Raw genomic sequence first — 25,187 nt, 5'->3', positions numbered from 1 at the left:
AGATCTCAGCCTTGAATCTGTCGGAGGTGATCGACGCGGTCCCCAACCGCACCCGCTCTCCACGGCTACCAGTACGCGATTGCCTGCGACCGGCTGCAACATGAATTCCGGAGGGAATTCTGCCGGCTTGTCCAGGTTGCGGTTACAGGACTTATGATTGGCATACTCCGGAAAGGTCCTGTGCCGCCCGAAACTCAATGTCTCCGTGTGGCGAACATATCGGTGGGTTTGAGAGGCGGACACGCTCCGCAAACACGTCGAACTTAGACAGCATGCATTTGCCGGTGGTCATCAATCGCTGGTCCACGCAGCAGCGGACATGTGAAGATGTGGCCGACAGAATCGAGCATTGTTCTTGGTGGTTGAAACGAAGCATTGGACCGGTGTGGTCCCACACGGTGAGTCCGGCGATGCGGTCACGTTTACTCCGGTTTTCGGGCAGCTGTTCATACACGCCTCGCCAATAAAGCGGAGCGCGGCGAAGCTTCGGTTTCTGCGCAATCTCCTTTCGCCGAGGCTGTGGGCCGTCGAAGGGCTTGGTCCCTTTTCCATGAAGCGGTAGCGTTAGCTACCATGCTTCCAGCGGCATTACTTGAGCGTAGCGAACTGTATCGACGCCTGCGGATGCGCCAGCAATAGTTTATGCGCACCGGGGGCAGGGCGCCTGCTTATTCGTACGATCGCCGAAGCGGCCCTGCAACACGCAGGCACGCACCCCGAAGCCCTCGTTTATTACTGGCGAGTCATATAGGAAGCTCGAGCGCGTAGACAAGGCTGAGCCGACCTAATGCTGCCGATAGGGTGAGGAGTGGGCGGCGCTCACCGCCGCCCCTTCCTCACCACCATCCACTTAGGCGACTTGAACCGCACAATACTCACATACAGCCAGACATACGCCACCGCAAACACCACCACAAAACAAAACAAATGCAGCGTATGCCGCCAAAACAAAGTCGCCGGCACAACCGCAATGAGGCACAGTAACCAGAGATAAGGCGACGTCAGCGAGTTCCGCCGGGTCAACTCCCTCGCAGTCCGCGCACCCACCGCCCAGCGCATCAGCCGCTTGTACACCAGCATATGCAGATGCACGCCATCGGGAATGCCTGGCGACATCCCGCGAATGAATTTTTTGCGGTAGATCGAGAAGCAGGTCTCGAAGATCGGGTACATGAACAGCAGCACCGGATACCACGCGGACACATCGCGGTTGCGCATCACCAGCATGATCGACAGTTCGGCGAGCATGAAGCCGATGAAATACGCGCCACCGTCGCCGAGAAAGATCAGCCCCGCCGGAAAATTCCAGATGAAGAAGCCGAGCACCGCGCCCATCATCATGAACGATGCGGACAGCACGATCGGATCGGACACCTGGAACGCCACGTAAGCAAGCGACGCGAACATCATGAACGCGACCATCGACGCGAGGCCGTTGAAGCCGTCGATGATATTGATCGCATTGGCGAGCGCCGCGACCGCCAGCACCGTGACCCCGAACGAGATCGCCGCATACGAGAGCAGGAAGTCGAGCGGCGGCACGCTGATCCGCGTGACGGCGATATCGAGCAGCCAGAACGCCAGCGCGGCGGCGGCCATCGTGCAGAGCAGACGGGCGAGCGGCGACACGCGCTTGGTCAGATCTTCGACGAGGCCGGAGCCGAAGGCCGGCATGCCGCACGCGATCAGTCCGAGAATGCCGCCCGACACGGCCGGATACGCGTGATGCAACTGCACCGCCGACGCGATCAGCCCAAGCAGAATCCCCATCCCGCCAATGCGCGGAACCGGGCGCACGTGAAATTTCTGGACGCCGGCCAGATCGGTGTCGGTGGAGAATTTTTCATGCAGATGCGCATAGCGCACGATCAACAGCGTGATCAGCAGTGAAACGAGAAAGCCGAGCGCAAAACTAAGCATGAAAGTGGGCCTGAGCGAAGACGCCGAATTATACAAACGAAACCGCTGACGCCCGGAAAGCGGTTAACGCCGGCATACGACGCGCCAGCGTCGCCCCAGCTGCGGCAGATCCCAGATAGTGAGGCCGAAACGGCCTGAAACGCCGCGCCAGTTATGGATTTCACCTATGCAGTCCGGCTCGGGCGCGGTCGTTAATCTGGATGCGGCGAAGTGTAAGTTACGCACAACAAGACCAGGCACGCGCACGCCCACCTGCTTTGCCGCAGTTCGACAAGACGTCCGGAGAGAGAGACCACATGCTTAACAACATCACCATTCGTGGCGGATTGACGCTGGTCATCAGCGTATTCGTCGCGTTCCTTCTGACCGTGATCGGCGTCGGTTACGGCGCGCTCAAGCTTGCCAATGGCAGCCTCGACGCCACGCAGCGCAATGCGGCTGCGCTCTCGCATCTGAAGGCGAGTTCCGAGAAGCTGCTGCAGGTGCAGCTTGCGCTGGGCACGTATCAGACGCTTTTCAGCGTCGGCAAGCAGACCGACGATCTGTTGCCGGCCGCGCACAAAGTGCTGGTCGAATCGAATAACGACTTTCGCAATTACATGGCCGGCCCGTTTGCCACCGACGAAGAACGCAAGCTGGCACAAAGCGTCGAGCAAGCCCGCAGCGCGCTGGTCGATAAGGCGATCGAGCCGGAGTTCAAGGCGCTCACCGATTTCGACTTCAATACCTTCCGCAATATTCAGGGCGATACGGCGAACAGTTACTACGCGACCTATGCGAAGGCCATCGGCGCGCTCGAACGCGCGCAGATCGATAGCCAGCATCAGCAAGCCGTCACCGCTGCGGGCCACTTCCAGTTCGCGACGCTGCTGTTCGCCGTGGTCGGTGTGATCGCGCTCGTGATTGGCGTGGTGGCGCGGATCGCGTTGTCGGCGGCGCTGATCAAGCCGGTCAACGCGACCGTCAAACATTTCGAGCGGATTGCTTCGGGCGATCTGACGAGCACGATCAAGGTCAAATCGCGCAATGAGATGGGTCAGTTGCTCGGCGCACTGACGACGATGCGCGACGGTCTCGTGCAGACGGTCGCCAAGGTGCGCGGCAGCACCAGCGCGATTACCCAGGGCGCGAACGAGATTGCGTCGGGCAATGCGGACCTGTCCGCGCGGACCGAGCAGCAGGCGGCGGCGCTCCAGCAGACGGCGGCGAGCATGGAGCAACTGTCGGCGACGGTGAAGCAGAACGCCGACAACGCGAAGCAGGCCAACCGCCTCGCGCACGGTGCGCTCGACACGGTCACGCGCGGCGGCACGGTGGTGTCGCGCGTGACTGAAACGATGGACCGGATCAGCGAATCGTCGCGCAAGGTGACGGAGATTATCGGCATGATCGAAGGGATCGCGTTTCAGACCAACATTCTCGCGCTGAACGCGGCGGTCGAAGCGGCGCGTGCGGGTGAGCAGGGGCGAGGCTTCGCGGTGGTGGCGTCGGAAGTGCGCAGCCTCGCGCAGCGCTCAGGCGCGGCGGCCAAGGAAATCAAGGAGCTGATCGGCGAATCGGCGGCGAAGGTGCAGGAGGGCGCGTCGCTCGTGTCCGCCGCGCAGAAGACGATTCACGAAGCGATGAGCGCGGTCGAGCGCGTGACCGGCGTGATGAGCGAGATCGAGGCGTCGGCACTGGAGCAGAGCGACGGCATCGAACAGGTCAACAAGGCCGTCTCGCAGATCGACGAGGTGACGCAGCACAACGCTGCGCTAGTGGAGCAGGCTGCTGCGGCCGCGAAGACGCTGGAAGAGCAGGCGGCCGTGCTGTTCAGCGCAGTCGCGGTGTTTCGACTCGACGGAGATAAAGCGTTGGCCCGCAGCGAAATGGCCTAGTTCGAATCGTCGAGGGGCAAATCAGTTAAACGTCTGATGATGCCGTTTTTTTTGCCGGACTTTGCTGGCGTAAAGTGCTTCGCAGAGCGGCTTTCGCAGGTTTCATCCAATCCGGGACAAGCCATTGTCCCGCGCCACTTTTTCATGCTCGCGCCGGATATTCGCCACGAATAGCCCGGCCGGAGCGTCGCGTCTGTCAACGCCTGATTAGCGCTAACCCATTCCTGTCTCGGCCTCGCGCCCTCGATTTTTTTAAAAGGATGCCGATTAACGGCGCCAGAACCACGTTCGGCTTATTTTGCATCGTTTAAAACAAGCGCCGATTTAGTGTCGAAGGCGGTAACCCATCTTGTGTTGCACAACGCACGGTTCTCTCCGGCATCGAAACGTAATCTACCCGGACGGCAAAGCAATGGTGCTGACGGCCAATAGCGGCACGACGCACGCATCAGCCTTGTGGTCATGCGGCCAGGGATTATCCATAGCTGCAGAGGAGCATAAAACCAATATCTTCTGCCGAGGGTTGACCGGTCCGGCATGCGTGCATACCCATTTCAAATGCGCGCTCACGTCGAATCTTCCAACCCATGACAGCAGAAAAACAACAAAAACATAAGTCCATCAGGACAAGGGCGACACTCGAAGTCCAGTTAGGCGGGACGGCGGGGCGTTGAGAGCGAGCGGCGAGAACAGCGGTTTTCTGTCGGCTCAAAACATTCTTCTTATCGTTAGTTTCAGCCGTTTGATAACAGGATACGAATATGAACCTCAGATATCCCGTCTATTCTCCGTACCTCAACGGTCGCGAGAAAGCCTTGGTGATCGATTGTCTCGATTCAACATGGATTTCTTCGAAGGGCAAATACGTAGGGCAGTTCGAGGACACGTTTGCATCGTGGCTCGGCGCGCAGGAAGCGATTACCGTCAGCAATGGCACCGTCGCACTGCACGTGGCGTTGGCCGCGTTAGGCATCGGCCCCGGCGACGAAGTGCTGGTCCCGAGCTTGACCTACATCGCCTCCGCGAATGCCGTGAAATATACCGGCGCGGATGTGGTGCTGGTCGATAGCGAACGCACCTACTGGCAAATGGACATTGAAGATGCCGAGCGCGGGATCACCAGCAGGACCAAAGCCATTATGGTCGTGCACGTCTATGGTCAGGCTACCGACATGGATGCGGTGATGGCGCTCGCGAAAAAGCACTCGTTATACGTGATCGAAGACTGCGCGGAGGCGATCGGCACGCGTCACGGCAGCGCCCATGTGGGCACGATTGGCGATATCGGCTGCTTCAGCTTCTTCGGCAACAAGACGATTACGACCGGCGAAGGTGGCATGGTGGTCACCAACAACGCCGAGCTTGCAAAAAAGGTCCGGCATCTTAGAAGTCAGGGTGTCAGCAGCGAGCGCGAATACTGGCATGACGCGATCGGCTTCAACTACCGGATGACGAATTTGTGCGCGGCGATCGGATGCGCGCAGATGGAGTCAATCAACGACCTGATTGCCAAGAAGCTGCAAATTTCCGAATGGTATCGGCAGGGTCTCGCCGGGCTGCCTGTGCAGGTGCACAGCACGCGTCCTGGAACCGTGCACAGTTACTGGATGGTCTCCATCGTCGTCGACGACCCTTGTGAGCGCGACGCTTTGCGCGCCGGTCTCAGGGGCGACGGCATCGAAACCCGCCCTGTTTTCTATCCGCTCCATCAAATGGAGATGTATGCGGCGCCCGGCGAAAATTTCCCCATTGCCGAAGACATCTCGCGTCGCGGCATCAACTTGCCGAGCTACCCGGCTCTGATGCGCGACGACATTACGGTTATCTGCGACAGCGTGCGCAAATTCCTGGCTCGGAAAGAATTGAAGCTTGAGCCTGTGCTGGAGGCGAAAACCTGAGTGCGGCTTCGCAGACCTCGGGTCTGGTTGCGGTGACCGGTGCTTTGCCCGTCAGAAGAAGCACTGTTTCATCGTTAGCGAAGTAACCCGATACTTCGGGATTTCTTCAGGTTAATGAATGGGTTGTGCCGGATATTCACGGGCATTCTTTCTACTCATGTTTTGTTGTTGATTGTGATTCGAATCTGGCCAGTATTTTCGACGACTCGTTAATCGATGAGTCTGAGGGATGCAGGGAAGCGCATAAGGATTGTATAGTAATACTTATCGATTAATCGATTGCTGTCAGTTATTGATATCAATTCATAACAGGATTGCATCTCTCCGGTCTAGAGCCGGGTAAGGACAAATCATGACGCACTTTATCGCCCGCGCACGAGCCCCTCTGCGTCTTGGACTGGCCGGAGGTGGAACTGACGTTTCCCCTTACTCTGACCGTTTTGGCGGCCTGACGCTGAACGTCACCATCGACAGGTTTGCCTACGCGTCGATCGTGCCGCGCGATGATGCGAAGATCGAACTGACCGCCGCCGATACGCAGGTGCGCTGGACCGGCGATATTTCGCCGGAGCTTCCGGCCATCAAAGGCCTCGGCCTGCATGTCGGGGTGTACAACCGGATCGTCAGGCAATTCAATGGCGGCCATCCGCTCGCCGTGTCGATCACTACGCATTCCGAGGCGCCCCCCGGCTCCGGCCTGGGTTCTTCGTCCACGGTCGTGGTCGCGCTCGTGCAGGCCTTTTGTGAACTGCTGTCGCTGCCGCTGGGCGAATACGACGTCGCAAAACTGGCGCATGACATTGAGCGGATCGATCTGGCGCTTGCCGGCGGCAAGCAGGACCAGTACGCGGCGACCTTCGGCGGGCTGAACTTCATGGAGTTCTATGGCGACAAGGTCATCGTCAATCCATTGAGGATCAAGCAGGACACCAAGGCCGAGCTGGAAGCATCGCTGGTGCTGTTCTATACCGGCGTATCGCGCGAATCGGCCAACATCATCAAGGAGCAAAGCAATAACGTGGTGGAGAACCAGACCGATCCGCTCGCGGCTCTTCACGAAGTCAAGATCGAAGCGACGCGAATGAAAGAAGCGGTTTTACGCGCTGACTTCGCCGGCATTGCCGCCTCGATGAGCGACTCGTGGGAATCGAAAAAGCGCATGGCGAAGGGTATTTCGAATCCTTCGATCGACGAGTTGTGGCGCATCGCCACCAATGCCGGAGCGAAGGCCGGCAAGGTGTCGGGCGCGGGGGGCGGGGGCTTCATGATGTTTTTCGTCGACCCGATCGATCGTCCCGCTGTCACGCGTGCGCTCGGCAGTCGAGATGGTCAGGTCATGTCATGTACGTTCACCGACATCGGTGCCCAATCCTGGAGAATATCGTGAGCATTTCCGTCAATAACGAAATCGAAAAGACCGTCGCAGTTCTAAGCGCCCTGGCAAACAGCCCCGAGGTCATCGGGAAGGTCGAAGCTCTGGCGCAACACATTACCCAGGCGCTGAAAAACGGCAAGAAAGTATTGTTGGCCGGAAACGGAGGCAGTGCGGCGGATGCGCAGCATATTGCCGGAGAATTCGTTAGCCGGTTCAATTTCGATCGGCCCGGGCTGGCCGCGTTTGCGCTGACCGTCGACACTTCGGTGATGACGGCGATCGGTAACGACTACGGCTATGAAAAGCTGTTTGCACGGCAGATCGAAGCAGTCGGCAACGAGGGGGATGTGTTCTGGGCGTATTCGACGTCGGGTCATTCACCCAACATTCTTCATGCGCTCGAAGTCGCGCGAAAGAAGGGATTGTTCACGGTGGCTTTCACCGGTAACCGTCCGGACGGCGTAGCCAAGTTGCGCGATCGTACCGATCTGTGCATCGAAATCCCGTCGACGTCCACGCCAAAAATCCAGGAAGGTCATCTGGTTTGCGGCCATATCGTGTGCGGCATCGTCGAAGAGAACATCTTCGGATCATGAGCAAAATGCTTCCGTGTGTGATCCTGGCGGGTGGGCTGGGTACGCGTTTGCGGCCGGTTCTCGGCGAAGGCCTTCCTAAAGCGATGGCCAGCGTCGACGGCCAGCCGTTTCTCGCGTGGATGCTGCGCTGGCTTGAGCAGCAGCGCGTGACGGACGTCGTTCTGTCGCTAGGCTACGGATGCGGCGCAATCACCGGATGGCTGGCGCAGCAGTCGTTAGGCCTGTCGGTGACCATCATCGAGGAGGACAAGCCGCTCGGCACTGGCGGCGCGATCATGCATGCGCTGCGGACCTGTGGCGCCCCGCAGATGATCGTCCTGAATGGCGACACGATCACGGATATCGATTTGGGCCGCTTCGCCGACTTCTTCGAAATGTCAGGCGCCGACCTCGCGATCGCTGCGACACGCGTGCCCGATGCGTCGCGCTATGGAACGCTCGAGTTCGACGCTGCATCGAAGCGCCTGATTGCGTTCGAAGAAAAGCGGCCGGTGCAGGCGGCGGGTTTCATCAATGCCGGCGTGTATGCGGTCGACGCAGCCCGATTGCTCGGCTTCGATCTGCCCGAACGCTTTTCATACGAAGACGATTTCCTGCGACGCCAGATCGGCAATCTCGACATGAGAGTCTTTCCGGAGATCACCGAATTCATCGACATCGGTATTCCGTCGGACTATGAGCGAGCCCAGCAGGTGGTGCCGCTCATGTGCGAGCGATCCGCCCATGACACGTAAAGCGCTATTTCTCGATCGGGACGGCGTCGTCAATATCGATACCGGATACGTGCACGCGCCGAACGAATGCGTGTTCGTCGAAGACATCTTCGAACTCGTGCGAACGGCAAATCACGCGGGCTATGCGGTGGTCCTCGTCACGAATCAGGCGGGTATCGCGCGCGGCTATTTCACGTTCGCGCAGTTCGAGGCTTTCACTGACTGGATGCTCGGCGAATTCGAGAGCAGAGACGCGCGAATCGATCGGGTCTACTACTGCCCGCACCATCCGGAGTTTGGGCTAGGGGAACTGCGACAGAACTGCGCTTGCCGGAAGCCGCAGCCAGGCATGTTCACCCAGGCGCATGCCGACCTTGATCTCGACATGAGCGAGTCGCTGATGGTGGGCGACAAACTGTCGGATCTGGAGGCGGCCGCGCGTGCCGGTGTGGCGCATCGCTTCCTGTTGGCGCCGATCGGCGAACCCGAGTCCGGATTGCCCGCGTCGCTCGGTTCGCGTATCGACAGCCTGTCCGGGCTGGTCGACTGGTTGGAGAGTCGGCCGCGCGAGCCGCTGTGTGAGCCGGACCTCATTTCTCGCGCCCAGTCCTGATTGGCGCCGATACGACGTTCCTGAAGAAAGGCTTTCCGACTGCCTTCAGATAGAGCGGTCCGGAGGCGCTTGCTGGAAGCGGTATCGCGGCAGTCTGCGGGGCATACCGGCTCACCAGACGAAATTTGCCTCCTGCGGCCGACTCGTAGAGCTCGAGGTGATCGACGTTCTCGGCATGCGACAGCTTTACGGCGAGCGTGTCGCCGGAAAGGCTTGTCTGCACTGTGACGCAGTCGTCGATTCCGGTTTCCAGCGCCGTGCCTTCCTCGTAGTCGTTCCAGGTGATCAACTGCACGAAGGGGAGCTGGCGCGCGGTGCTGTAGTTCTGATTGATGAGGTCGAAGGTTTGCAGCCAGGTCGCGCCGCAAGCCTGCGGCATGTAGTGCTTTTCGCCGGGTTTGGCCCACGCGGCGAGCAGATCGTCGAAGCCCTTGAACACGCCGCCCGTCGCGATCTTCGCGGGCTCCGTGCGCGCATACCGATAGAACTCCTTTAGCTCCGGGAGATTCGCGACGCTGGCCTTCTGGGCGGCGAGGCCAGGGGCCACCCACACGAACGCGCCCGCGCTGTCGTCGCGGTCGAAACCCTGCTTGTGGATGTGCACCCAGGCAATCTCCGGATGCGCGGCCTGGATGCGCGACCACTCAACCTTACCGGACCAGTCGAGGCCAAATTCGAACACGACCGGACGACCGTCGTACCTTAGATATTGCCGCGAAGAAAAATAAGTATGGGAGATGTAGTCAAGCTGGGACAGGACCGTCTGGGTCACGTCGCAGCCTTTGCAGCGGTTGAAGTTGTAGGTCCCGCTATCGACCATGATCGCAAACGAAAGATCGGGGAGTTTCGCGAGTTCCGGCAGCGACTTGTGCCACGCCACGTCGATGGTGTCGGGCTGGCCTTTGCCGTCGTTCTGACCGTACCAGTCGACGATGACGCCATCCACGCCGCGCGCGTGCATGTCCTGGAAGGTCCGCAGCGCCTGCGCCGGATCGTCTGAGCGATAGCCGACCGCGACGCCGCGCGACTGGGGATCGAACCACCACGGCAGATAGTGCGCGAGCACCTTCGTCGTATGCCCCGGATAAAGCAGCGTATGAATATTGACGTTGGAAACCGACGTTTCTCCGCCGAGATTACCGTTGCGAGTAGCCGCAAAACCGTGGTTTGCCGAGGTATTCGGCGGCGCCAGATTCTGGCTCGATTCTCCACATTGTGCAGTGAGGGGTAGCGCACTGAAACAGAGGGCTAGCGCGGGCAGTATCCACTTAACTGTTCTCATGACTCATCGCGTGAACCGAAAGTCTGAATATTATGGGTTATTCGTGAACATGGGTATTTCGAATTAAAAGCTTTTTTCAACGTTAGTTTTATTTTTCGGACGCATAGGCACGCAAGCCTTGGTGTCCCGAGCGCCGCCTCGCGGAGCTTGCCGGCGCCAGAACCGCGTTTTCAATTTTCGGAGTTTGCATATGCGTAACGATATCGGCCGCGAAAGAAGCCCCGCTATTGCTCAAGACGTGTCGGCGCTGTCGATATTCGACGTGCTGGAAAATGTTCTGACTTATCGCTATCTGTTCCTCAGCGTTGTTTTGTCGGGCCTGTTGCTGGGATGTGTATATGTGCTGTTTGCCACACCGATGTATTCGGCAAACGCGTTAATCCAGATCGAGGACAAAAAGAGCAGTGCGCTAGGTTCCCTGTCGACCGTGACGCGCGCTCTGGATGTCAATGGCTCCCCGATTCTCGGCGAGATCGACGTGGCGCGCTCGCGTATGGTGGTCACGCAGGCGGTCGAAGCAGCCGCAGCCCAAACGAGCGTCACCGTCAAGAATATGTTCCCGGTGGTCGGCCGCTGGCTTGCCACGGTTTTGCCGAAAGACCCCGATGGACTCGCCAGCGCTCCGTTCGGGCTGACCGGTTGGGCATGGGGTGGCGAGAACCTGACGCTCGGCACGTTCGACGTTCCCGCTGCTCAGACGGGTAAGCCGCACAAGCTCGTCTACCAGGGTAATGACAAGTGGACGTTGCAGGATCGTACCGGCAACGAGGTACTGAGCGGAACGGTCGGCGTGCTCGCAGTGGCCGGCGAATACCGGCTGCTCGTCAAGGCCGTGACCGCGCGTCCGGAGACCGAATTCGGCCTCGTCAGGCACGCGACGCAGGGAACCGTCGACCGGATCATCAAGAAACTCAACGTGGCCGAGACCAAGCGGGAATCGGGCGTGTTCGAGCTGGAATACAACGACGACAACCCCTTTTATGCCGCCCGACTGGTCAACGCGATTGCCGACGCCTATCTGTCGAGCAACGTCACACGCCGCGCCCAGGAGTCGCAACGCAGCCTGAGTTTCCTCAATTCGCAGATCCCGACGGTGCGCGGCCGGTTGCAAAAAGCAGAAGATGCGCTCAACACGTTTCGCTATCGCGAAGGCAGCATTGACGTGAGTGGCGAAATCAAGGCGTTGCTCGATCAGTCCGCAGCAGTCGAAAAGGCAAAACTCGACGCCAACCTGAGTTATCAGGAAATGCGGACCAAGTACCAGTTGGGTCAGGCACCTCTTGACGCCGTACTGGGGAAATTGAAGCAACTCGACATCGCATCGCATCAATTGTCGGCCCGCATCGCGCAATTGCCGGGCGTGCAGCAGGAATATCTGCGGCTCTCACGGGATGTCGAGGTCGAGAACCAGTTGTACGTGGGCCTCATGAACAATGCCCAGCAGTTGCAGATCGCGACGGCGAGCAATGGCGGCAACGCATCCATCGTCGATTACGCGGAAGTGGCGGAAAAGCCGGGTCGCCCGAATCCGATCCTCGCTCTGGGGCTTGGCGGAGCGGTGGGGGTGTTGTTTGGCTTTCTCGCCACGCAGCTGATGGCACTCGGCTTGGGCCGCATTCGTGACCCGAAACGGCTGGAAGCGATCGTCGGTATCGATACGCTCGGCATCCTGCCCATTTCGCCGGTGCAGAAACTGGAAGCCAAAAAGGCCGAACATACTTTCCTGATCAGCGCCGAGGAAACGGAAACGCCGCTGATCGAAGCGATGGAGAGCCTTGCTCTAGCTTTGCAATGCTCGCTTGCCGAAAAGGGCGAGCGCAAGGTCGTCCTGATAACTTCCGCGGTGCCCAACCAGGGCAAGTCGCTGATCTCGGCCAACCTCGCGTATCTGCTGGCCGAAAAGGGCGTCAAGACGTTGCTGCTCGATGCGGATATGCGCAAGTCGAAGGTCCATCGGTATCTGTCGGGCAATACCAGCGAAGGCCTGTCCGGCGTCCTCGACGGCACTTTTGATTCGGCCGACGTCATCGTCAGGCCGACCGAGAATTTTCACGCGTTGCCGGCCGGCAAAAAGACGAAGAAAGCGGCCAAGCTATTGAGCGCCGACAACTTCGGACCGCTGATCGAATCGCTGCGAGAAGAGTACGACGTCGTCATCATCGATTCTCCGCCGGTGCTGCCCGTGCTCGATGCAGCAGCCCTGTCGAGGTATGCGGACATGACGCTTTTCGTGGCGCGCCAGGGGCAGGTGAGCTATGCGGAGGTCGCCGAATCGATGTCGCGCCTCGCAAAGGTCGGTACGACCGTGGACGGCCTGGTGTTCAACGGCTTTCAACCTTCGCCGCTGCGCTACGGCTATTACTCGAACGCTTACCGTTACATGTCTGCCCAGGACTAGGTCCGGCGGCTGCAAGGCGGCTTCATGTTGACGACGCGACCAAGGATGTTCATGAGACTTTCTTCGATGCTGACGCGACCGGACAACTGGAGGTTCGACACTCCGGACCCGTCACAACGGGCGGTTCCGGATGCGAACGGTGACCATGCTGCGCAAGCCATGCCCACAGCTGCAAAATAAAAAGCGGACAGGCCATGCAAATCCAACAGGCTAGCGGACCGACCATTTCCCTGACCCATCTGATCGTCCCGGCGGTCGGCGGGGTCGCCCTGCTGTTCAACACCGCGCTGCCGTATCTGGGCTATGCCCAGGCGAGCGCCACGTGGACCTTCGTGCTTGCAGCGCTCGCGGTGATCGCGCTAGTGATAACGCGGCCGCTTTTTTCGGTCTCGATGCTGTACTTCATGATGATCGGGATGACGGCGTTCGTTGCCGGCATCGGCATCGAAGCGGGCGGTCTGATGATCGAAACGGCGGTGCAGGGTGAACCCACCGGCGCCTTTAGCCGACTGCTCCTTTTCTACGTCGTCTTCATCAGCTGTGCGCTTTACGGCTTCAACCGGTATCTAAGCATTCGCAGTCCAAGCGTATCGGTTGCGCTGATCGCGGTCCAACGGCGCAGCGTGCTGCTGGGATTCTCACTGGCGCTCGCGATAATCGGGTGCGGCGTGGCAGCAGGGGTGACGCAGGGCTTCGCCCTGATCAACGGCGTGAACCGCTACACCCTTCGCAACGGGAGCAACGGCGGCGACAGTGTGTTGTTCAACGTATTCCTGAACAACCAGATGTTTCTGGGCCTGGTTCTGGGCGCTCTGGCCACCAGCAGGAACCACGCAGTCAAGTGGTTTTCGATTCTGCTGATCATCGCGACGACCGGCCTCTACGTTCTTCACGGCGAACAGTTCATGTCCGTGCTGCATTTCGGCCTCACGGTCCTCGCGCCGGTGGTCGCGGTGTTGCTGATGAGGGGCAAGCCCGTCTTGCGGTACATGGCGATCGGCGGCGGGGTCGCGCTGGTCATCGGCATCGCTTCGGTGTTTACGGCCTATCAGGGGCAGGGGCTCGATGTGCAGAACACGATGACGGACCGCTCGTTGCTGCAGGGGCAGGTCTGGTACGTGGTCGACTACGACGCGCATCTTTTCACGGCGCCCCCACAAGGCGGCGCACCGGCATTCTGGCGCTTCGCGGAATCGCTCCTCTCGATGACAGCGCCCGGCTTCGACGACAGCATCGGCTTTAGCGGCCTGCGTGACGTGATGGTCGCATACGGCGAGCCGCGCCTGATAACGGAGTACATAAAAGACGACGTCACCTTCACGATGGGGCAGATGGCGGTTCCCGTATTCTGGTTTGGCCTCGTCGGCGGCGCATTGTTCGTCGCCTTTACGGGCGTGATCTACGGAGCGCTGTGTGCGTTGCAGATTGTCTTCGCGCTGCGTGGCGGGGTCGTCATGCTGTGGCTGATCGTCAAGTTACTGAGCTATGCGACCTCCGGAATTCAGCAAGGCGACTACTGGTCCTTCTTCAGTGCTCGTACGCTGTTCTACGTGATCCTCGCGTTCCTGTGGTGGGTTCTGGTGGATTCGCGGTCCTCGCCGAAGAAATTGAAACGGCTGGTGGCACAGTGAAATCTTTCAGAACACTGCTGCTTTCGTCGCTTTCCGGGGTGGTCTGCGAGAAGGCCATCGGGGCGCTCGCGGCGGTTGCCAGCAACCACCTGTTCGCCACGCTTTATGGCGCCCATTTTTTCGGTGAATTGCAGTTCGCGCTGTCGCTTGCGTATGTCGTCAGCAGCGCCGCGCTGATATTCAGTGCGCAGGCTGTATCGCCGATCTTCGGCCGACATCCCCGCTTGCGCCATCTGGTGTTTTATCGCACGTTCCGCTTGCGCCTCGGGTCGACGCTCGGCGTGACGCTGCTGTTTCTGATTATCGTCGCATTGCTGACGCAATCGTCGAGCGGCGCGCTGATGCTGATTGCCGGACTGGTGATGCTGTGCGAGCCGGTCGCGCTCGGCTCCCTCATGGCTTATGCGGAAACCAAGCCGTGGGTCATCACACGGGCGAAGGCGTACGCAAGCGGCATCCGCGTGCTCTGGTTGCTGGGCGCCGCGCACGCGTCGGTCGGTGCGGTCGTCGCCGCGTTCGCGTGGCCGCTCGAAGCCTATGTAGCCGCCGCCGCGCCGTTCAGCCGATACCGGACACTCGCGTTCAACCGGCCCCGCTCGCTGCATGGTTCGGAAACGGTCACGCGAACCCTTATCGCGCGCGGACTCAGAATCTGGCCGGCAATTGCTGCCAGCGTGCTGGTTTTGCGAATGGACCGACTGTTGCTGGGCGCGCTGATGTCGAAGACCGATCTGGGCATTTACTCGGCTGCGGCGTCGCTTGTCGAGCAGTGGAACTCGGTCGGCACGACTCTCGCGCTGGCGCTTGCGCCTGCAATGGTCTTCGTCGCCCGCGGCGAAGAACAGTCGCGCAACAAGGCGATCAGGCTCAGCGTTTATCTGGCGGCGATCGCCGCGGTGGCCATGGTGGGAAGCCTGTTCCTCGGGCGCCCCGTCTTTCTGCTGATCTACGGACACGCGTTCGAAGCGGGCATACCCGTGATGATTTTCGGCACCGCATGTTCGATCGTCACGTTTGTCGATGCGGGGCTCACGACCTGGCTCATCGCTGCGCGGCGCTACCGGCTGATGACAGTCAAGCTGATCGTCACCATCGTCGCGATCGGAAGCTCGCCATTCGTGCTGCCGACAGCGCTGATGATGTACGCGCCGGCGGCGGCAACGGCTTTGTCTATTGTCGTATTCTGGGCGGCCGTCTTCGGACAGGGACAACGCATAAAGGTGCACCATGAAACTCTGCCTGTGCAATAACCGCTTTCCTCCTAAAGTCGTCGGCGGCACTGAAGTGGTCGTCTACGATCTCGCGGTTCAGCTTCGTGACCGCGGGCATGACGTTTCCATTCTCACGTTGTCGGACTCGCGTGCTGCCGAGACTAACGTCGTGGATGGTCTTCGTGTGCACAGCATGCCGAATTCGAACCTTTACAACCAGTTCTCGCATGCCGATCGAAGCGGACTGAAGAAAGCGTTGTTCGGTGCACTGGATACCTTCAATCCGTTCGTATTCTTTTACGCGCTGCGTCATCTGCGGCGTCTCGACGTCGACGCTCTGTGCACGAACAACCTCAAGGGAATGGGGCCGGCAATCTGGCTCGCCGCCTGGTGTTTGCGGCTTCCGGTCGTGCATGTTCTGCACGACTACTGGTTGTTATGTCCGACCTCGACGATGTTTCGCGCCGGTCGCGCATGTGAGCAGGCATGCCGGGGATGCCGGACCGCGTCGGCTCCGAAGGCCTGGTTTTCAAGGCTGGCAGGCAATGTGGTCGGCGTAAGCGACTTCGTACTGGAGCGCCATCGCCAGCAGAATTTCTTCGTTGGTGCGCAACCCTGCGTCATTCATAACGCGCGACAGCCGTTCAGTACGACGCCTTCTACCGCTGTCGATCCACGCAAGCCGTTCCGGGTTGGCTTTATCGGACGCACGGACGCGACCAAGGGGATTCGCGAGTTCTTCGCCGGCGCAGCTGCAGCGAACAATGGCGATATCGAGGTGCATATAGCGGGCCGCGATAACGAACAGATTCTGGATCAGCTGATTGCGGAATATCCGGGCGTGCCGGTCGTGCGTTACGGTTTCGTCGCTGCGAAAGACTTTTACCCGTTGGTCGATCTGGTCGTAGTGACGTCGATGTGGAATGAACCGTTCGGAATGGTCGCGTTCGAGCCTTGGGAATTTTACAAGCCATCTATTGCGTTCACCTCCGGCGGATTGCCCGAAGTATTCAGTGCCTTTCCGGAGTTGACCGTTCCACGTGGCGACGTTACGGCCCTCGGAGCGTTGATTCGTCGATTCATCGACGATCCCGCTTTCTATCGGGACATGGCGCGCCGTTGTCACACGCAACGCGATCATTTCTTGCCGCGGCGGCAACTGCAGCAATTCGAAGCGGTTTTGCTGTCTGCTGCCAGACAGGATCGGCGCGGAGCAGGCGTGCGGGTAGTCGAGGCCGATCAGGATATGCGAAGCTAAACAGGCATCGAGATGACTGCGTTCGTCAGTCATCTCGATGCAAGCGGCGGGGAAGTATCGGGTCCGAATCTGTTTTCAAAGTAGTGGAGTCAAGAAGGTCGAATCGCCAACCGACACGAATATTAATTTGCATAGCGAATTGTATTGGAAAACTAGTGGACTTTTACGGCACGGTAGCAGAGCTTATTCATTGGCATGGCGGAACATCATATCTGGACGTATTCCGTAGGTCGATGGAGCAAATTCAGGACCATCTCCATTCGGAGGCTTCATGAGAAAACGCGTACTTATGGTTATGACCCGGGATATCCCCCAGGCGGCGTCGAATGGACGTGAACGTACTTTGTGTTTCATTCGCCAGGCAATCGGCATGGACGCAGACGTGCGCGAATTCAAGATTCCCTCGATATTCGAAACGGGCACGCTCGCTTCAAAGCTGCGCGCGGGTCTCAGGGTCGCCGAAGGTCTGCTTACGGCCAGGCCTTGCGCGCTTCAGGTTGCGATGTTCTCCAGCGGCAATGCCAAGAAGCGCCTGATCGAAGCGATTGACGAGTTCAAGCCGGATGTCATCTATTTCGATGGTATCCGCATGGTCGACTATGCGGCATTCGTGCGCCGGCGCTATCCGTTAAGTCATATCATCACCGACCTCGACGATTTGATGTCGCGGCGTGCCAATATTTTGCGTACCGGCGATTTCGCTCTATCTGTTGGCTATCTCGCGAAGTCGATCCCCAAGTCAATCGTCTCGCTGATCAATTCGCGGTTGGCCCGCAACCTGCTGTTGAGATACGAGGAATTGGCGCTGAAGGGACATGAGAAGCTGGCAGCGGCTTCGTCGAATGCCGTGACACTGGTTTCGACAACGGATGCAGCGGCACTGGAGCGCATCCTTCCGGATGCAATGAAAAAGCGGATTCATGTGATCGCACCGCCGATCGACTCGGTCAAGTCAGTGACGCGTCCTGTCGGTCCTGTCAGGTTCGTTTTCGTCGGCGCGGACAGTCAGTTGCAGAACCGGCTCGCTATCCAATATCTGGTGGAGTCGTGGAAAAAACTTGAGCTGAACCTGCCGCTGGTCATTTACGGACGGATGTCCGGCCAGTACGAACCTGTGCCCAATGTCATGTTCGCAGGCTTTGCGCCGTCACTCGCCGAAGTTTATACGCCCAATTCGATCGCGCTATGTCCGACTTTCCTGCGCGGCGGCATCAAGTCGAAGGTGCTCGAGGCGGTCTCGTTCGGTTGCGTTCCCGTTGGTAACGATGCCGCGTATGAAGGATTGAATTTCGAAGATGGGGCGCTGGCGATGAACGAGTCGCGACTTCGCCGCTTTCTCAGCGATCCCCATGCGGATCTCGATGAGGTATTGGAAGCGGCGTCGCGGTTTGCCGCCTTCTGCGAGCGTAATTTCAGCCTTCCCGTTTTTTCGCGCCGATGGGGCGATCTGCTTCGGCCAGTTGTCTATGTTCCGAAAACGGAGACGAGCGTCATTGCTGGCGAAGGGAAGATGTCTGCGATGGCGATCGAGGTAGTGCAGCGCAGTCCGGTGAAAAGCAGTGTCGAAGACGGGTTGGCAACTCGTGGACAGGTTTGAAGGTCGACCGCCTCTTTCATTGACTACTCGCGCGGTGTTTTGGCCTGACCGGGCCACACCGCGCTTATAAAAAATTTCCGCACCACAGGCAGGTGTTACGGAATCGGGTGAGCGGAAGGATAACATTAGAACTTCTGATCGGTTTCAGCTATTCCCGTTGGCACGAGTGTTCTATAAGAAACAGGTTAAACATGGCGTCGGGGGCTTCGTCAATTCAATTCAGGAATGCGTACGCCTCGTAATCGACAGTTTGCGGGGCGTACGTCGTTTCCATCGCGCTGATTTCCCGATGAGCGGCGTGTGGTACAGCGCAGGCATGGGGACTGAAGGCGTCCTTCTCATTATCCGAAGTCAATGTCCGGCTACGCGCGGATGCATCGTTGCGCGCGTACCGATGGCGTCGAATCAAAAAAAGCTTTGCTGGAAAGGCGCTTTGACCAGCGGATCTTCTGCTTTTCTGTTCGGGCGGTTTGCAAATGCTGTCAGGCGTTTCCTCTGAATGTCTGTTCTCAACTTCCGGGAGGGTTTCGAAGGCGGCGAATGGTGTTGCGGGGCGGTGTCCATAACGTAAACTGGAATAAAAATGATCACAATCCAAATCCTTCGAGGAGTGGCGGCGGTTCTCGTCGTCCTGTATCACGTCGCGAAGAAGGGCGTCGTCGCGGGAGATTACCCTTTCAATCTGTTTGAGTTCGGCCAATTCGGGGTGGAGATCTTTTTTATTATCTCCGGCTTCATCATGTCATTCGTCACTGCGGGCAAGGAGTTACACCTGCCGTCTTTCATGGTCCGGCGGCTGGTGCGTATATTGCCGATGTACTGGTTATTTTCCACGATTGCGTTGTGCGCGTTTCTCGTGGTTCCCAAACTGGCCTTCACGCACACGGACCTGCCGCCAGGACTTGTCAGTTCGTACCTGCTGATTCCAGATCCTCATCACTCGCTGCTGCTCATGGTCGGGTGGACGCTTTCATATGAGGTCCTCTTCTATATCGTTTTCGCGCTGACAGCGGGAATGCGCGGCCGACCGGTTGCCGCCATGCTCGGCCTGCTGTGGGGGCTGTCTTTCGTCGTGCCGCAGAATTTCTACCTGCAGTTCATTTTCAATGATTTCTGGGCGGAGTTTCTTGTAGGGACCCTGCTGTTCAAAATAATGGACAAAAAGGCAGCTCTATTTTCCGTGGGAATTGGCGCACTGATCGTATTCGTTGCCTTTGACTATCACGGCTTGCCGGAACGTCGCTCGGTCTATTTCGGGCTGCCTGCGGTCGCTGTTTTTTCGATCGCCCTTGGATTGGAGAGTTCGATCAGGAAATTGCGCTCCGCGATCATTATTCCCGGACTCAAGTTTCTGGGGGACGCCTCGTATTCCATCTATCTTTCGCATTTCTTCTCGTTGAACCTCGCGTATCTATTGATTTATAAGATATTGAAGTTGAACGGCGGATGGACGATGGCGATGTACTTCGTACTTGCCGTAGTCGTGAGCATGGTCGCCGGCAGTTTGATTCATGTGTTGATAGAAAAACGGATTCTCTACGCTTTGAAGAATGTGAACGGCCGGAGCGTAAAGAGAGACGTTGCAAGTCAGGTGGATAATGATGCGGTTTGAGTGTAAGCGCATCATGTAGCGTCGCATCTGGCATTGCAGCAAATAGGCGTATCTCTACGCCTTGAAAGAGCGGTGACCTGCGAATTCAAGGCGCGTCGTCGATTGATCGACGCGCGCGCGGGGAATGCAGCGGTAGGCGGGGCTGCTACCCGGACCACTCCGGTTGGCATTGCCGCGTCGAGTGCCAAAAAAATCCGCTGGCCGCGAAGCATCGTGTTTTACCTGTGCAATTAAATCGGCCCCTTACTCCCTTCGACGACAAGATACGCGTCCCGTTCAAATTGCGCAGTTTCGAACAAAGTTTCTAAATAAGTAACCGGGTTTAATTAATTGACTGTGTCTGAACATTCGTCTGAACCGAAAGCTTTTTGACAGGAATGATGTCGTCGCTGCTTTTAGTCGATCGAAAAAACGGCGATATAGGCGCTATCGAACAGATGTTATAAATGCTAGTTACTAAGATATTCAAAGCGTGCTCGGAGATAACGGAGAAGACATGCAAACAAAATCTGTCGGTCCAGACCGTATCAAACAAAATGGCCTTGATATAGATCAGATTTCTGCGCTTGGTCATCGCGGCTTCAGTTCGTTCGAGAACATCGCGTCTGCAGAAGAAATTTCCGAGCTGAAGGGAATCTGTGAGCGGCTTATCTTCGCCGGCGCTGGTGCGAAAGAAGGCGCTCTATTCGATTTTATTGGTGATAACCCGCTGGCTTCTACTGGACTCACTCAGTTGAGCATGCCGAGCAATTTCGATTCGCGCTTGCGCAAGACGGACTATCACAAGCGTCTTCATGCGCTGGCAAAGCAGGTTCTGGGTCCCAAGGCGCGATTTGCGGGAGATCATCTCTTCTACAAGCCGCCGGTCGCCGGTCCTGAAACCCCGTGGCATCAGGACGAAGCTTTTCACGATCCACGATTCACCTACCAGGAAGTGAGTTTCTGGCTGCCTTTGCAACCGGCTACCGTCGAGAATGGCTGTTTGCGTTTTATTCCGGGTTCGCACCGATGGAGCGTTCAGCCTCATCGGAAACTTGTGGGCAAGGAGCGTTCGCACGGTATTGAATGCTATGACGGATTCGATCCTGAAGACGCAGTCTTTTGTCCGATACCGGTAGGCGGATGCACGATGCACCTGGGACGTACGTTGCACGGCGCGGGACCCAATGTCACCGCAACTGCGCGTATTGCCTATGTTGTCGTCTTCGATGTGCCAGCTACCATTTCAACCGTATACCGCGAGTTCAACTGGCTCAACCATACGACGACTCGGGACGAGACTGAACTTAACTGGAGGCGAGGCCAGGGCAAAATCGTCGCGCTGTATCGTGCGTTGACGAGGCGCAATAATATCGATCCTTATCGTCTTTATTATGGCTTCAAACGCCGCTGGTGGTCTTTGGTGCAAGGCCGCAAACGTATATAGAAATTCTTTCCCTTATCGTTCGAACCACGCTGAATTAACTGCTTTCACCGCGCGAGTCAAAGACATGGCGTTGTACTTATGCGCCTACAAATACGCGCGGTGGCGAAACAACAGGTTGCCTTTGCATTGTTATAGACCGCCGGCTCTTTGACTGCGACGCTTTGCGAATCGCAGGGGCGTCATGAAGCGCTGACGAACGCGTTAGAACGACCGCATGCACCTACGTGTCGGCGGCGATTCAGGCCAGCACGAGCAACGCACGGTGAAGCCGCGAATATTGACTCTTCAACGGCGGGGGAATCCGCATGAGCTTCCCCCGACCTTGATCACCACGGGTGCCATTTTTCCGGCACCTCCACGTTCAGAAAGCCCGAAGCAGAATGCGATGCAAGCCGTCGCACACCACGTCCGGCGAATACTGCAATGCATTGGTTTTTCCACCTTCCCTCAATTCGTCCATCAGGGAAGGTGAGTCGATCAGGCTGCTGATTGCCTTGACCCATTCGTCAGGGTTGGTTGGATTTTTAACTGCGAGGAACGTGTCGCCCATGGAGCCTCTGAAGACCGGAATGTCCGAAGCGATAACCGGAGTTCCCGCCATCTGCGCTTCGATTACAGTGCGGCCAAAACCTTCGTGCAGCGTCGCCGACACGTAGATGTCCGCCGCCTGATAAAAATATCCGAGATCCTCTTCGCTAACGGAGTCGGCAAAGTGAACGTTGATTCCGGAGGTATCAGCGAGCGTTTTGCATTCCATTCGATTCGTGGCGTTGAACGCTTTGCCGACGCGAACCAGTAGAAGGTCTTTGCGCTGAAGTTTGGCCAGTGCCTGGAACAAGGTGAGGTTGTTCTTGCGAGTCTCGTCGGAGCCGACGTTGAGTAACATCAGCGCGTTGCCGATTTCCAAACCCAGGCGTTCTTTCAGAATGCTTCGCGCCTGAGCGCGAGTTTCAGCTGGCGTCGCTGCATCGAGCGGGGAATATTTGTCTTCGAACGGGCAGGGGACGATCTTGATGCGCTCCGGATTCACTGGCGCAACTTCGATCAGGTCTTTGGCGGCCGCAGGGCCTTCCACTAGCACGAGATCCGCTTTGGGGGCCAGCGGAAGGAACATCTGAACATAGAGTGATTTGAGTCTTTCCACCAGACCGCGAGCGTGCCCCGGAAGTTGCACATGATGGAACATCAGGCACACCCGGCCACCGGCCAAGTGGATGATCGGAATCAGGAAGCTCAGATCTTCCGCGTAGAGGATGATCATGTCAGTAGAGCGCGCCACGCGGAACGCGTGCAACGGATACCGCACGAATTGATTCCAGTAACGTTTAAACGAGCGAGGTTTCGCGTCGATGTCGACGGTTTCAACCTTGAAGTTTGTATATTTGCTCAAAGCCGCAGCCAGCGCGAGGCTATGTTGACCGACTCCGGTCAGGCCGGCGGACCGAGGCCCCATGAACCACACGATTCTGGCGTCGACTTTCGCGTCGGGTATGGCGCTTTCGTGCGAGAGCGGTTGGTGCAGATCGGTTGTTTCAGATCCTGACAGCGTGGAGAACGATTTCATGGATAGTCCTGACGGAGACAATGCGTATGGGCCGCGGGGACAACACGGCCCACGGTTGATCAAATATCGTTTGGCGGCACGTATCTGCAGACCCCTGTTCTCACCACGTGAGAGCTCGCGGGTTCAAAAGCCATGCGGTCCCGTCTGCCACGTTCTCGAAGAACCTTGGGATGCACGGTTCGCTTTGCTCCGCGGAGCCATCATGCGAACACTCAGGCAAATAGTGCTTTCTGGTAGTGTGATTCTCAGTGCGCTGCACCACAATCCACTATGGCCGAACGAAAGACTTCAAAGGTCCAAGCGCCACGGAGCAGGCGAGTTACCCCTCGTCAAACCCGTCGAGCGGGTTTATGACTGAGGACTCTACGCAACGCTGTCCGTAGACAGCGACCGTAACGTTCAGGTTTGTGGAGACACGGCCTGGGCCGGCGCGTCGCATGCCGTTAGCTGTGCCACTTCCGGGATGACGCCGTGCTCGTCCTGCAAAACCACCGCTTCGCGCGTGAACGCAACGACCGGCACCGCCGCCAACGCTTCCAGTACGCCGTTTAGCACGCGACCGCCGAAATCATGGTGAAACGCCCACACGCCATAGATGCGTCCGCGAAACGCCGCTTCGAAACCGGTTTCCCGGCGAATCTGCTCGTCGGGGCGAAATCCCGAGCCCAGTCCGAATGAGAACAGTCCTTGTATCAGGTCGCCGTTCGCGTCGAATGGGCAGCCGAATCTGTCCGAGACCACTCCGCCCTGGCCGAGCTGAAGCGCGATCGGGGTGTCCCGATGATCGACGAGTACAGACATGTTGGGACCGTAGCCTGCGCCGTGAATGACCGCGATCGATTCACGCAGGCAATCACGTGCTCGCAGCCAGGCGTCTTCGCTCGAGTCGGGTTCGATCAGTTCGACGTGCGGCATCGTGCCTGGCACATGACCGGTAGCCATGATCGAACGCGCGATATCGAAAGCCCGATAGCGCAAACCACCCGCACGATTGACTCGTTTGGTAACGGGACAAACGTCGTTTGCTTCGTCGACTACATAGCCGGTGGCACGCGCCTCCTCGATGGTTTCGAAAAACAAACGAACGGGAGATCGATGAATGACGGTAATCTCTTCCAGCCCCTCGCTTCCCAATTCCATCGCGAGACGATCAACCGTTGTGAATGCGCTATGTGACCCACCAACGACCGTAATGCGCTTTTTGCGCCCTGTTCCCTGTTGTGAGAGATCGGTCGAGAATTCATCCGCCAGTTGTGTTGTCGTCAGGCTGAGAACATCGTCAGACACGTAAGTTCTGACGTCGGCGTCCGGCGGAGGCAGACCAAGCCCGCGACATAGTTCGTCGATTTCGCCGACCCGCTGAAGGCCGCCCAGATTCATCACGACGGTGTCGGCCGACACCGTGCTGAGGGAGGACGCATTATCCACGTCGTGATAGTCGATCTCGAAGCCACCGTTTTTAAGGCGCCGAACTTTGTCGATCTCGCGCCCGCGGAGCACGGTGACGTCGTAACGCGCAGTGAGGTAAGCGAGAAGCCGCTCGGTTGCGAGCGCGAGTAGCGCGCCTGCTTCGGTGAGCATCGGCGGGCCGTCGGCCGCGTCGACCATCTGTTTGTGCAGCGGCGAATGTCGTCTCAGGTCGCCGAACACCTCTTCAAAATTTTCGTGTTCGAGGCATGCGAGAAACGTGTTTCCCACCGTATTGCCGGTGACGTTCGCATACTCGCCGAGCTTGCCCGCGCCCAGCTCCAGACCCCTGTCGATAATTAGCAGGCCATTCCTCGCGATTTCGGGCAATTTTCCCGTTTTGAAGGCATGGAACAAGAACCCCATGCCGGAGGGACCCGCTCCGCAAATGGCGCAAGAGAATTCCGTCCGTGCGCTCCGCACGAGAGACGGCACGTATGTTTTGCGATTCACGGTTGTATTCTCCTAAGCGCCCCTGGCAAGGCTCTAATGTCGTACATAAGGAGATTTTCGCTCTGTTCGCTGCCGCACCGAACTTCCGTGCAGGTATTTCAACGCATCGGCGAGGCGGAGAACGACTGAAGTTCCTGCGATGCAGCAACTGAATTTTGTGGCGTGCGTGCATCGCCAATGCGATCCGCGCAGAGATTTGCGCATTTGCGCGCAAGCGTTTTGCGAGCAATGCAGAAGGCTACGCCGATGCTATGGGGGGTTTTACAGGGTAGGAAAGACGAATGAAAGTATTGCGT

General features: G+C 58.1%; 17 protein-coding genes. 13 read left to right on the top strand and 4 right to left on the bottom strand.

The window, feature by feature from the left end:
• Positions 1 to 819: 819 nt before the first annotated feature.
• On the bottom strand, positions 820 to 1,920 hold the full coding sequence (locus tag LMG28727_RS07810; protein ID WP_201641732.1) for an MraY family glycosyltransferase: 1,101 nt from the start codon (positions 1,918 to 1,920) through the stop codon (positions 820 to 822).
• 296 nt (positions 1,921 to 2,216) lie between these two features.
• On the opposite strand from LMG28727_RS07810, the gene LMG28727_RS07805 reads away from it, so the two are divergent.
• From LMG28727_RS07805 to gmhB, 6 genes are all read left to right on the top strand, one after another.
• Positions 2,217 to 3,797 carry a methyl-accepting chemotaxis protein gene (locus tag LMG28727_RS07805; protein ID WP_201641731.1) on the top strand — a complete coding sequence of 527 codons (1,581 nt, stop codon included), beginning with the start codon at positions 2,217 to 2,219 and terminating at the stop codon, positions 3,795 to 3,797.
• A 761-nt stretch (positions 3,798 to 4,558) separates the two neighbouring features.
• Positions 4,559 to 5,695, top strand: coding sequence for a DegT/DnrJ/EryC1/StrS family aminotransferase (locus LMG28727_RS07800; protein WP_201641730.1), 1,137 nt, complete (start codon positions 4,559 to 4,561; stop codon positions 5,693 to 5,695).
• Positions 5,696 to 6,047: 352 nt separating this feature from the next.
• Positions 6,048 to 7,082 (top strand): GHMP family kinase ATP-binding protein, encoded by a 1,035-nt coding sequence (locus LMG28727_RS07795; RefSeq protein WP_201641729.1) that lies wholly within the window; start codon positions 6,048 to 6,050, stop codon positions 7,080 to 7,082.
• The gene (locus LMG28727_RS07790) at positions 7,037 to 7,666 is read left to right on the top strand and encodes a D-sedoheptulose-7-phosphate isomerase (RefSeq protein WP_201641728.1); all 630 of its coding nucleotides are present in this window, start codon (positions 7,037 to 7,039) and stop codon (positions 7,664 to 7,666) included. The genes LMG28727_RS07795 and LMG28727_RS07790 overlap by 46 nt, the downstream gene beginning before the upstream one ends.
• Positions 7,663 to 8,400 (top strand): nucleotidyltransferase family protein, encoded by a 738-nt coding sequence (locus tag LMG28727_RS07785; protein ID WP_236591649.1) that lies wholly within the window; start codon positions 7,663 to 7,665, stop codon positions 8,398 to 8,400. Before LMG28727_RS07790 ends, LMG28727_RS07785 begins: the two co-directional genes overlap by 4 nt.
• Positions 8,390 to 8,992, top strand: coding sequence for a D-glycero-beta-D-manno-heptose 1,7-bisphosphate 7-phosphatase (gmhB, locus tag LMG28727_RS07780; protein ID WP_201641726.1), 603 nt, complete (start codon positions 8,390 to 8,392; stop codon positions 8,990 to 8,992). The genes LMG28727_RS07785 and gmhB overlap by 11 nt, the downstream gene beginning before the upstream one ends.
• Here the strand turns inward: gmhB and LMG28727_RS07775 are convergent.
• Positions 8,970 to 10,274 carry a glycoside hydrolase family 71/99 protein gene (locus LMG28727_RS07775; RefSeq protein WP_201641725.1) on the bottom strand — a complete coding sequence of 435 codons (1,305 nt, stop codon included), beginning with the start codon at positions 10,272 to 10,274 and terminating at the stop codon, positions 8,970 to 8,972. The genes gmhB and LMG28727_RS07775 overlap by 23 nt on opposite strands.
• A gap of 190 nt (positions 10,275 to 10,464) precedes the next feature.
• On the opposite strand from LMG28727_RS07775, the gene LMG28727_RS07770 reads away from it, so the two are divergent.
• From LMG28727_RS07770 to LMG28727_RS07740, 7 genes are all read left to right on the top strand, one after another.
• Entirely contained in the window at positions 10,465 to 12,672 is a 2,208-nt protein-coding gene (locus LMG28727_RS07770) for a polysaccharide biosynthesis tyrosine autokinase (RefSeq protein WP_201641724.1), read from the top strand.
• 194 nt (positions 12,673 to 12,866) lie between these two features.
• A complete protein-coding gene (locus LMG28727_RS07765; protein ID WP_201641723.1) occupies positions 12,867 to 14,303 on the top strand; it encodes a DUF6418 domain-containing protein in 1,437 nt (478 codons plus the stop codon).
• Positions 14,300 to 15,553 carry a lipopolysaccharide biosynthesis protein gene (locus tag LMG28727_RS07760; protein WP_201641722.1) on the top strand — a complete coding sequence of 418 codons (1,254 nt, stop codon included), beginning with the start codon at positions 14,300 to 14,302 and terminating at the stop codon, positions 15,551 to 15,553. The genes LMG28727_RS07765 and LMG28727_RS07760 overlap by 4 nt, the downstream gene beginning before the upstream one ends.
• A complete protein-coding gene (locus LMG28727_RS07755) occupies positions 15,531 to 16,772 on the top strand; it encodes a glycosyltransferase (RefSeq protein ID WP_201641721.1) in 1,242 nt (413 codons plus the stop codon). Before LMG28727_RS07760 ends, LMG28727_RS07755 begins: the two co-directional genes overlap by 23 nt.
• A 502-nt stretch (positions 16,773 to 17,274) precedes the next feature.
• On the top strand, positions 17,275 to 18,369 hold the full coding sequence (locus LMG28727_RS07750) for a glycosyltransferase (RefSeq protein ID WP_201641720.1): 1,095 nt from the start codon (positions 17,275 to 17,277) through the stop codon (positions 18,367 to 18,369).
• A gap of 583 nt (positions 18,370 to 18,952) precedes the next feature.
• Entirely contained in the window at positions 18,953 to 19,981 is a 1,029-nt protein-coding gene (locus LMG28727_RS07745) for an acyltransferase family protein (RefSeq protein ID WP_201641719.1), read from the top strand.
• A gap of 496 nt (positions 19,982 to 20,477) precedes the next feature.
• Positions 20,478 to 21,407, top strand: a complete 930-nt coding sequence (locus tag LMG28727_RS07740) for a phytanoyl-CoA dioxygenase family protein (RefSeq protein WP_201641718.1) — start codon at positions 20,478 to 20,480, stop codon at positions 21,405 to 21,407.
• A 361-nt stretch (positions 21,408 to 21,768) separates the two neighbouring features.
• Here LMG28727_RS07740 and LMG28727_RS07735 read toward each other — a convergent pair whose 3' ends face one another.
• Together LMG28727_RS07735 and LMG28727_RS07730 are read right to left on the bottom strand one after the other, a co-directional pair.
• On the bottom strand, positions 21,769 to 22,971 hold the full coding sequence (locus LMG28727_RS07735; protein ID WP_201641717.1) for a glycosyltransferase: 1,203 nt from the start codon (positions 22,969 to 22,971) through the stop codon (positions 21,769 to 21,771).
• A gap of 399 nt (positions 22,972 to 23,370) precedes the next feature.
• Positions 23,371 to 24,804 (bottom strand): NAD(P)/FAD-dependent oxidoreductase, encoded by a 1,434-nt coding sequence (locus LMG28727_RS07730; RefSeq protein ID WP_407945834.1) that lies wholly within the window; start codon positions 24,802 to 24,804, stop codon positions 23,371 to 23,373.
• Positions 24,805 to 25,187: the final 383 nt, after the last annotated feature.

The organism is Paraburkholderia metrosideri (assembly GCF_904848625.1).
Taxonomy (GTDB): Bacteria; Pseudomonadota; Gammaproteobacteria; order Burkholderiales; family Burkholderiaceae; genus Paraburkholderia; species Paraburkholderia metrosideri.
Note: the sequence above shows the minus strand (reverse complement) of the source record. Positions and strands in the feature narration are given on the sequence as shown.